This is a genomic window from Rhodococcus sp. CX, assembly GCF_015865005.1.
Taxonomy (GTDB): domain Bacteria; phylum Actinomycetota; class Actinomycetes; order Mycobacteriales; family Mycobacteriaceae; genus Rhodococcus.
In genome coordinates this window covers 41,548-50,528 of sequence record NZ_JADZGH010000262.1, presented here as the reverse complement: position 1 = coordinate 50,528, position 8,981 = coordinate 41,548, and the positions used below count along the sequence as shown (strand labels likewise).

Sequence of the window (8,981 nt, the reverse complement as noted above, 5' to 3'; positions counted from 1 at the left end):
GGGCCAGACACCCGTCACCGCCGCCCCGCCCGCTCCGGAGCAGACACCCTCCCCGACCCCGGCCGTACCGCAGGTACCGGGCCAGAACTGCAGGGTGGGAGCCTGATGTCGGTGTCTCACGTCGCGGGGGCTTTCCCGAGCCCACCGGGTGGATTTGCCCCTGCGCCACTGCAGTCCACCCGCCGCAACACCGAACTCCTGCTGATTCTCGCCGCGATCGGCATCACGCTGGTGTCGCTGATGCTCGTCGAGGCCAGCCAGGAACAGGCTCTCACCTGGGACCTCGCCAAGTACGGGCTGACGTACGCCGCGCTGTTCCTCGTCGCGCATCTGGCGGTGCGTCGATTCGCGACGTACGCCGACCCGCTGCTGCTGCCGATCGTGGCGCTGCTCAACGGGCTCGGCCTGGTCCTGATCCACCGCCTGGACCTCGCCGACGCGGAGAACGCCCGGTTCATGGGCAATCCCATCCCGTCGCCCGACGCGAACCAGCAGGTCCTGTGGACCGCGCTGGCCATCGCCGGGTTCGTCGCGGTGCTGGTGCTGCTGCACGACTACCGGCTGCTCGCCCGCTACAGCTACACCCTCGGCCTGATCGGCCTGGTCGCGCTGGCCATCCCGGCGCTGCTGCCGTCGAGCCTGTCCGAGGTCAACGGCGCGAAGATCTGGATCCGGCTGCCCGGTTTCAGCATCCAGCCCGGCGAGTTCTCGAAGATCCTGCTGATCATCTTCTTCGCGTCGGTGCTCGTCGCGAAACGTGACCTGTTCACGACCGCCGGCAAGCACTTCCTCGGCATGGATTTCCCGCGCGCCCGCGACCTCGGCCCGATCCTCGCCGCGTGGATCCTGTCGATCGGCGTCATGGTGTTCGAGAAGGATCTGGGCACCTCGCTGCTGCTCTTCACGACGGTGCTGGTGATGCTCTACATCGCCACCGAACGGGTGGGCTGGCTGCTCATCGGCTTCGGTCTGCTCGCCGTCGGCTTCTTCTTCGCCTACCAGATGTTCGGGCACGTGCGGGTGCGGGTGCAGACCTGGCTCGACCCGTTCGCCGACTACGCGAACACCGGCTACCAGATCTCGCAGTCGCTGTTCGGCATGGCGACCGGCGGTGTCGGCGGCACCGGCCTGGGCAGCGGCCGGCCCGCTCAGGTGCCGTTCGCGAAGACCGACTTCATCGTCGCGGCGATCGGTGAGGAACTGGGCCTCATCGGCCTGGCCGCGATCCTGCTGCTGTTCCTCGTCCTGATCGTGCGGGGGCTGCGCACTGCGCTGGCGGTGCGCGACAGCTTCGGTAAACTGCTCGCCGCAGGCTTGTCGTTCACCCTCGCGATCCAGCTCTTCGTGGTCGTCGGCGGTGTCACCAAGCTGATTCCGCTGACGGGCCTGACCACCCCGTTCGTCTCCTACGGCGGATCGTCGCTGCTCGCGAACTATCTACTGCTGGCGTTGTTGATGAAGATCTCGCACTCGGCCCGCGAACCCGTCCTCCCCCGCAAGAAGCCTGCGCCCCCGATCGCGGACGCGCAGACGGAGATGATGGGGCGCGAATGAACGGTCCTCTCCGCAAGGTCGCGATGGCCGTGATGTTCCTGGTCGCCGCTCTCCTCGCCAACGCCACGTACGTGCAGGTGATCAAGGCCGACGATCTGCGCACCGATCCGCGGAACTCGCGGGTGCTGATCGACGAGTACTCCCGCCAGCGCGGCCAGATCTCCGCGAGCGGGCAGGTGCTGGCGGTGTCGGTGCCCACCGACAGCCGCTACAAGTACCTGCGCACCTATCCGGCCACCCCGGAGCAGCCGATGAGCCCGCTCGCGTACGCACCGGTCACCGGCTTCTACTCGATGCAGTACGGCAGCACCGGCCTGGAACGGTCCGAGGACGCCGTCCTCAACGGGTCGGACAGCCGGCTGTTCGGGCGCCGCTTCTTCGACCTGGTGTCGGGACGCGACCCGCGCGGCGGGAACGTCGTCAGCACCATCGACCCGATGATGCAGCAGGTCGCCTACGACGAACTGACCGCCAAGGGTTACACGGGTGCGGTCGTCGCGATCGAACCGAGTACCGGCAAGATTCTGGCGATGGTGAGCACACCGAGTTACGACCCGAACCGGCTGTCCGGGCACGACGGGGCCGCCACCAGCGCCGCCTGGGACGAACTCAACGCCGACCCGGACAAGCCGATGCTCAACCGCGCGGTGTCGCAGACCTACCCGCCGGGTTCGACGTTCAAGGTCGTGGTCACCGCCGCTGCCCTCGCGAACGGGGTGAGCCCGGAGGACCGGTTCACCGCCGCCCCGAACATCACGCTTCCGGACACGACAACGACACTCGAGAACTACGCCGGTTCGACGTGCGGTTCCGAACCGACCGCGACGCTGCGCGAGGCGTTCGCCCGCTCGTGCAACACCGCGTTCGTCGAGATGGGAATCAACACCGGCAGGGAGGCTCTCGCGGCGCAGGCCGAGGCGCTCGGAATCGGCGAGGACATGTCGATTCCGCTGTCTGTGGCAGAAAGCACAATCGGTCCGATTCCGGACGGTGCGGCACTCGGACAGTCCAGCATCGGGCAGCGCGACGTGGCCCTGACTCCGCTGGAGAACGCGGTGATCGCCGCGACCGTCGCGAACGGTGGGGTGCGCATGAAGCCGTACCTGGTGGAGCAGTTGCAGTCCCCTGACCTGTCGGTTCTCGCCGAAACGGTGCCGGAGTCGGCCGGCCAGGCGATCGCCCCGGAGGTCGCCGCGACCCTCACGGACCTGATGATCGGCGCCGAGAACTTCGCGGGCGGCGCGGGCAAGATCCCCGGCGTCCAGATCGCGTCCAAGACCGGCACGGCCGAGCACGGCAGCGACCCCCGTAACACTCCGCCGCACACGTGGTATATCGCCTTTGCGCCCGCGCAGCAGCCCACGGTTGCGGTAGCGGTGATCGTGGAGGACGGCGGCGACCGGGCGCTCGCGGCCACCGGCGGCTCCGTGGCCGCGCCCATCGGACGGGCCGTCATCTCGGCCGGATTGCAGGGAGGCTGACATGGCTGTGAACAGCGGCGCCATGATCGCCGACCGCTACCGACTGCAACGGCTCATCGCGACCGGCGGCATGGGCCAGGTGTGGGAAGGACTCGACACGCGGCTCGACCGCCGGGTCGCGGTGAAGATCCTCAAGGCGGAACTGTCGGACGACCCCGACTTCCTGACCCGCTTCCGGTTCGAGGCCCGCACCACCGCCCAGCTCAACCATCCCGGTATCGCCGGGGTGTTCGACTACGGCGAGATCCGCGACGCCGAAGGCCAGTCGATCGCCTACCTGGTGATGGAGCTGGTGCACGGGGAACCGCTCAACGCGGTGCTCGCGCGCGTCGGCCGCCTGTCGCTGGGGCACAGCCTCGACATGCTCGAGCAGACCGGCCGCGCGCTGCAGGCCGCGCACAACGGCGGTGTCGTGCACCGCGACGTGAAGCCGGGCAACATCCTCATCACGCCGACCGGCCAGGTCAAGATCACCGACTTCGGTATCGCGAAGGCCGTCGACGCGTCCCCGGTGACGCGTACCGGCATGGTGATGGGCACCGCCCAGTACATTTCGCCGGAGCAGGCTCTCGGTCAGGAGGCGACCTCCGCGAGCGACGTGTATTCGCTGGCCGTCGTCGGCTACGAGGCCCTGTCGGGCCGGCGGCCGTTCCTCGGCGACAGCGTCGTCACCGTCGCGATGAAGCACGTGCAGGAGGTGCCCGCGCCGCTGCCTACGGATCTGCCGGCCGGCGTGCGCGAGGTCATCGAGATCGGCATGGCGAAGGACCCTGCGCACCGCTATTCCAGCGGCGGCGAGTTCGCCGACGCGATCGCGGCGGTCCGCGCGGGGCGTCCCGTGCCACCGCCCGGCAACGTACCGCCGATCACCAACGCCAACCGCGTGCTGCCGCCCGGGGTGCCGGGCACGGCGCCGCCCACCGCGTCCACCCGGGCCATGACGACGCCGCCGCAGGCCTACACCGGCGACGTGTATTCGGGGGCGACCCCGCCGCCGCAGACCCCGTACACGGGACCGAACTATGCGACGGGCACGCAGCCCCCGATCGGCGATTCCGGGAACGGCCGCTCCTCGAAGGCGCTGCTGTGGGCCGCGGGTATCGCGCTCGTGCTCGCAGCGATCGCGCTCGGCGTCGTGCTGTTCGACCGGGCCGGCTCGGACGAACCGGTGCCCGGTCCGTCGCCGACGACGCAGATCACCACGACGCCCCGGCCGACGACCACCACGACGCGGCCACCGGTGACCACGACGACCGAGGAGCCGACGATCCCGGTGCCACCACCGGTGACGACGATCCCGCCGACCACCACACCGCCGCCGCCGACCACGACCCCGCCGATCACCACGACTCCGGAACCGACCACCACGACTCCGGAACCGACGACGACAACGACCACGACCACCACCGCCACGACGACCACGACCACCACCACGACCGCACCGGCCGGCGGTGGCGGTACCGGGGGTGAGAACGGTGGCGGGGAAGTCGAACCCGGGGCCAACGACAATACGAATTCGAACACCGAGCCGGAAACAGGAACGTGATGACCACACCGCGCAAGCTCTCCTCCCGCTACGAGCTGGGTGAGATCCTCGGCTTCGGTGGTATGTCCGAGGTTCACCTGGCTCGCGATCTCCGGCTCGGTCGCGACGTGGCGATCAAGGTCCTGCGCGCCGACCTCGCCCGCGACCCCACGTTCTACCTGCGGTTCCGCCGGGAAGCGCAGAACGCGGCGGCCCTGAACCACCCGGCGATCGTCGCCGTCTACGACACCGGTGAGGCCGAGACCGAGACCGGCCCGCTGCCGTACATCGTCATGGAGTTCGTCGAGGGCGAGACGCTGCGCGACATCGTGCGGGGCACGGGTCCGATGGCGCCGAAGCGGGCGATGGAGATCATCGCCGATGTCTGCGCGGCCCTGGACTTCAGCCACCGCAACATGATCGTGCACCGCGACGTCAAGCCCGCGAACGTCATGATCAACAAGGCCGGCGCCGTGAAGGTCATGGACTTCGGCATCGCCCGCGCCATCTCGGACGCGGCGAGCCCGATGACGCAGACGGCCGCGGTGATCGGCACCGCCCAGTACCTGTCGCCGGAACAGGCGCGGGGCGAGCAGGTCGACGCCCGCTCCGACGTCTACTCGGTGGGCTGCGTGCTCTTCGAGATTCTCACCGGCGAACCTCCCTTCAAGGGTGATTCGCCGGTCGCGGTGGCCTACCAGCACGTGCGGGAAGATCCGCCGCTGCCGTCGTCGGTGAATGCCGCGGTGCCGCCGGAACTGGATTCGGTGATCCTGAAGGCCATGGCGAAGAACCCCGCCAACCGGTACCAGAGCGCCGCCGAAATGCGCAGCGACCTGATCCGGGTGCTCAGCGGGCAGCGGCCCAGCGCACCGATGGTGATGACCGACGACGAACGCACCACCTTCCTCGGTGCCGTCGACACCGGCTCGAACTACCGGGACAGCGCGGCACCGGCCGGGGCGGCTTCGTCGGGTGGTTCCGGTGGCGGCGGCGCGGTCGCCAAACGCATCCTGCTGGGTGTGGCCGCGGCGGTCGTCGTCGGCATCGTCGGGGTGTTCCTGTGGTCGCTGGGGCCCGGATCGTCCGCGGCTCAGGTTGCGGTGCCCGACGTGCGAAATCTCGCGCAGCAGGTCGCCGAGGCCCAGCTCCAGGACGCGGGTTTCCGCGTGGCCGTACAGCCGAAACCGGACGCGGTGGTCGCGACCGGCAACGTCATCAACACCCGCCCGGTCGCCGGCTCGCAGGTCGAGGAGAACTCGACGGTGACGCTGGAGGTGTCCAGCGGGCCCGAGCAGGTCGAGGTCCCGAGGCTGAGCGGGATGAGCCGGCAGGAGGCTGCGGAGGCACTCGCCGACGTCGGGCTCCGGCTCGACACGAACGTGCTGAAGGCACCCTCCACGGAGGCGCAGGTCGACACGATCGTCAAGCAGGAGCCGTCGTCCGGCAGCAGCGTCGACCGCGACAGCGCCGTCACCATCACCCTGGGTTCCGGCCCGGAGCAGGTCCGGGTACCGAACGTGGCCGGCCAGACCCTGGACGTCGCGCGGGAGAACATCGAGAGCGCAGGCTTCACCGTCGTGGTGGAGCAGGTCGAATCCGGTCAGGCCGAGGGCACCGTCGTCTCGACCAGTCCGGCGGGCGGCGCCAGCGCCACGAAGGGCCAGACCGTCACGATCCAGGTGTCCAACGGCGACCGCGTCGAAATGCCGGTGATCACGAACCGGTCGGTGTCCGAGGCGCTGGCCGCGCTGCGGGCCGCGGGCTGGACGGGCTCGGCCTCACAGCTGCAGCAGACCCGTGAGGCGACGCTCGCCCCGGAACTGGTCGGCATGGTCATCACCCAGCAGCAGCCTCCGGGCTCGGAGATCTCCAAGACCGAGACCATCACGGTCGGGGTCGGGGCCCTGGGAATCCGGTAACGCTATCCGGTAGCAGCTTTGAACGAGCAGGGGCTCGGGCGTGATGCCCGAGCCCCTTCGTTCGTTCCGGGACGGTTCCGTCCGGTCAGGCCGCTCCACCGTCGAGAGCACGGGCCATCTCGGCTTCGAGCTGCGCGACGAGCTCCTCTTCCGGGGCCTGTCCGCACACCGCCAGCCAGTTGGCGAGCATCCGGTGACCGCCCTGCGTGAGCACCGACTCCGGGTGGAACTGGACACCGTGGATCGGCAGCCGGGTGTGCCGCAACGCCATCACCACACCGGATTCGGTGTGTCCGGTCGGTTCCAGCTCGGCCGGCATCGTCTCCGGCAGCACCGTCAGCGAGTGGTAGCGGGTCGCGGTGAACGGATCGGGCAGGCCCGCGAGGACCCCGGTGCCGTTGTGGTGCACCAGGCTGGTCTTGCCGTGCAGCAGTTCGGGGGCCCGGTCGACGGTCGCGCCGAACGCGACCCCGATGGACTGGTGCCCCAGGCACACCCCGAGCAGCGGCGTTTCGGTGTCCGCGCACGCCTTCACGAGGTCGATGCTCGCTCCCGCCCGTTCCGGGGTGCCCGGGCCGGGGCTCAGCAGGATGCCGTCGTAGTCCTTCGCGGCGGCCGTGAGGGCGCCGGGCGCGGTGAGGCGTTCGTCGTCGTTGCGCCAGACGTCCGCTCGCGTCCCGAGCTGCCCCAGATACTGGACCAGGTTGAACACGAAGCTGTCGTAGTTGTCGACCACGAGAATGCGCATGGGAGGAAGCGTACCGACCGGTCAGCGAACGGTCGCGCTGCCGGTGTAGGCAGGGACGGTCAGATCGTCCGACGCCTGCTGCGTGTACCCCAGCCCGAACCGCGCCGCGTACTGCTTGTACACGTTGATGCCCGGTTCCGCGGCGAGTGCTGCCTCGAGCCGCGCGCGGTCGCCGAGCGCGGTGATCACGTACGGCGGGGAATAGGTGCGACCGTGCAGCAGCAGCGTGTTGCCGATGCAGCGCGGCGCCGACGTCGCGACGATCCGCTGGTCCTGCATCGCGATCGCCTCGGCACCGCCCGCCCACAGGGCGTTGAGCACACTCTGCACGTCCTGCTGGTGGACCACCAGGTCGTCGGGTGCGGCGTCGGTCGGATAGCGGCCGTCGGGTCCGCGCGGTGCGTCGGTGAGGGTGACGGTGATTCCCGGCCCCCGGCGGGCGGTCAGTCCCGCCGGATCCGCGAGGGCGTCCGCCTCGGACAGCACCTCCGCGACGTCGCCGTCGGTGGCCGCGGCCTGGTTCTGCAGGGCGGCGACGCGGTCGGTGAGATCGTCACGCAGTTCGCCGAGCTCGTCGACCTGCAACTGCGCGGCCCGGACGAGATCGGACAGGCGGGTGGAGTCGGAGGCGCGCAGTTCGTCGCCGTCGGAGACGCCGCGAGTGGTACCGAGCAGCAATCCGGCGACCAGGGACACGGCCAGGACCGCGGAACCCCAGGCCAGCGTGCGTATCCGCCCGTCGGGCACCCGAGCCTCCCCTCGCCGGTCTGCGTTAGCGTGTACTGGAAACGTAGCTGCCCAACCTACTCTGCCCGCCACGCGGGCGGTTCCGCACGAGCGAGGACATCATGCCCAAGTCGAAGGTCCGGAAGAAGAGCGATCAGCCGCTCAAGTCGGTGAGCCGCACTCCCGTCAAGGTCAAGGCCGGGCCGTCCAGCACCGTGTACGTCGCGGTGATGCTGGGGCTGATGATCCTGGGCCTGCTGTGGCTGGTCGTCTACTACCTGGCCGCCGAACAGATCTCGTGGATGAACGATCTGGGCGCGTACAACTTCCTCATCGGATTCGGTCTCATGGTCGTTGGGCTGATCATGACCATGAAGTGGCGCTGAGATTACACAATTGTGATTCATCCCCAGCTGTGGAGAAACCTGTGCACTAGCAGTGCATCCGTACATACGGGGACCCGGCGGTGAGCGATCCGCAGTGGTCGACACCGCCCGTCGCGGTCGCCGCACTCGTCGTCGGCGGCGGGGTGCTCGCGTCGGCCGCGGTGTTCACCGCGGACCCGGCGGGGCGTTTCCTCGCGGGGGCGGCCGCGCTGCTCGTCCTGGCGACCGCCGCGCTCGCCGTCCGGCAGCGGCCGCGGCTCGCGGTGACCGAGCACGGTTCCGGGCTGGCCTGCACGCGACTGACCGGACGCCGCGTGTTTCCCCGCGAGACGCTGACCCGGGTGCGGATCGTCGAGTATCCGCGGTTCGGCCGGCGGGTGCCGATGCTCGAGATCGACGCCCGCGATCCCGACGGCACCGAACGCCTCATGATCTTCGGCCGCTGGGATCTCGGAGCCGACCCGCGGGACGTGTACGACGCGCTCGTGCTGCGCGACCTGGCGCCCGATCAGAGCCCGAGCTGAATCACAGCCCCAGCTGAGACCGCAGCCGCAGCACCCCGAGCACGATGACCAGCACGACCGCGACGGCGACCGCGACGAGCGCGATCCAGCCGGTACGGACGACGCGATCACGGTC

Annotated in this window: 8 protein-coding genes; 6 read left to right on the top strand and 2 right to left on the bottom strand. The window is 69.6% G+C overall.

All coding sequences use genetic code 11. The features are described from left to right. Positions 1-105 precede the first annotated feature (105 nt). Genes I0Q12_RS29135 through pknB form a run of 4 tightly spaced genes read left to right on the top strand, consistent with a single transcriptional unit; the run spans position 106 to position 6,482 of the window. Positions 106-1,554 (top strand): FtsW/RodA/SpoVE family cell cycle protein, encoded by a 1,449-nt coding sequence (locus tag I0Q12_RS29135; protein ID WP_197257164.1) that lies wholly within the window; start codon positions 106-108, stop codon positions 1,552-1,554. After that, complete coding sequence (locus tag I0Q12_RS29130) at positions 1,551-3,035, top strand: penicillin-binding protein 2 (RefSeq protein ID WP_197257162.1); 1,485 nt, start codon at positions 1,551-1,553, stop codon at positions 3,033-3,035. The genes I0Q12_RS29135 and I0Q12_RS29130 overlap by 4 nt, the downstream gene beginning before the upstream one ends. 1 nt (position 3,036) lies before the next feature. Continuing rightward, a complete protein-coding gene (locus tag I0Q12_RS29125) occupies positions 3,037-4,581 on the top strand; it encodes a protein kinase (protein ID WP_197257160.1) in 1,545 nt (514 codons plus the stop codon). After that, positions 4,581-6,482, top strand: coding sequence for a Stk1 family PASTA domain-containing Ser/Thr kinase (gene pknB / locus I0Q12_RS29120; RefSeq protein WP_197257158.1), 1,902 nt, complete (start codon positions 4,581-4,583; stop codon positions 6,480-6,482). Before I0Q12_RS29125 ends, pknB begins: the two co-directional genes overlap by 1 nt. Before the next feature lie 85 nt (positions 6,483-6,567). Here pknB and I0Q12_RS29115 read toward each other — a convergent pair whose 3' ends face one another. Beyond that, positions 6,568-7,230, bottom strand: coding sequence for an aminodeoxychorismate/anthranilate synthase component II (locus I0Q12_RS29115; protein WP_197257156.1), 663 nt, complete (start codon positions 7,228-7,230; stop codon positions 6,568-6,570). 21 nt (positions 7,231-7,251) lie between these two features. Beyond that, positions 7,252-7,977 carry a DUF881 domain-containing protein gene (locus I0Q12_RS29110; protein WP_197257155.1) on the bottom strand — a complete coding sequence of 242 codons (726 nt, stop codon included), beginning with the start codon at positions 7,975-7,977 and terminating at the stop codon, positions 7,252-7,254. A gap of 101 nt (positions 7,978-8,078) precedes the next feature. Between I0Q12_RS29110 and crgA the strand changes: the two genes are divergently transcribed. Further along, complete coding sequence (gene crgA, locus I0Q12_RS29105; RefSeq protein WP_197257153.1) at positions 8,079-8,342, top strand: cell division protein CrgA; 264 nt, start codon at positions 8,079-8,081, stop codon at positions 8,340-8,342. An 80-nt stretch (positions 8,343-8,422) separates the two neighbouring features. Beyond that, positions 8,423-8,866: a PH domain-containing protein gene (locus I0Q12_RS29100; RefSeq protein WP_197257144.1), complete on the top strand. Its 444-nt coding sequence runs from the start codon at positions 8,423-8,425 to the stop codon at positions 8,864-8,866. Positions 8,867-8,981 lie beyond the last annotated feature (115 nt).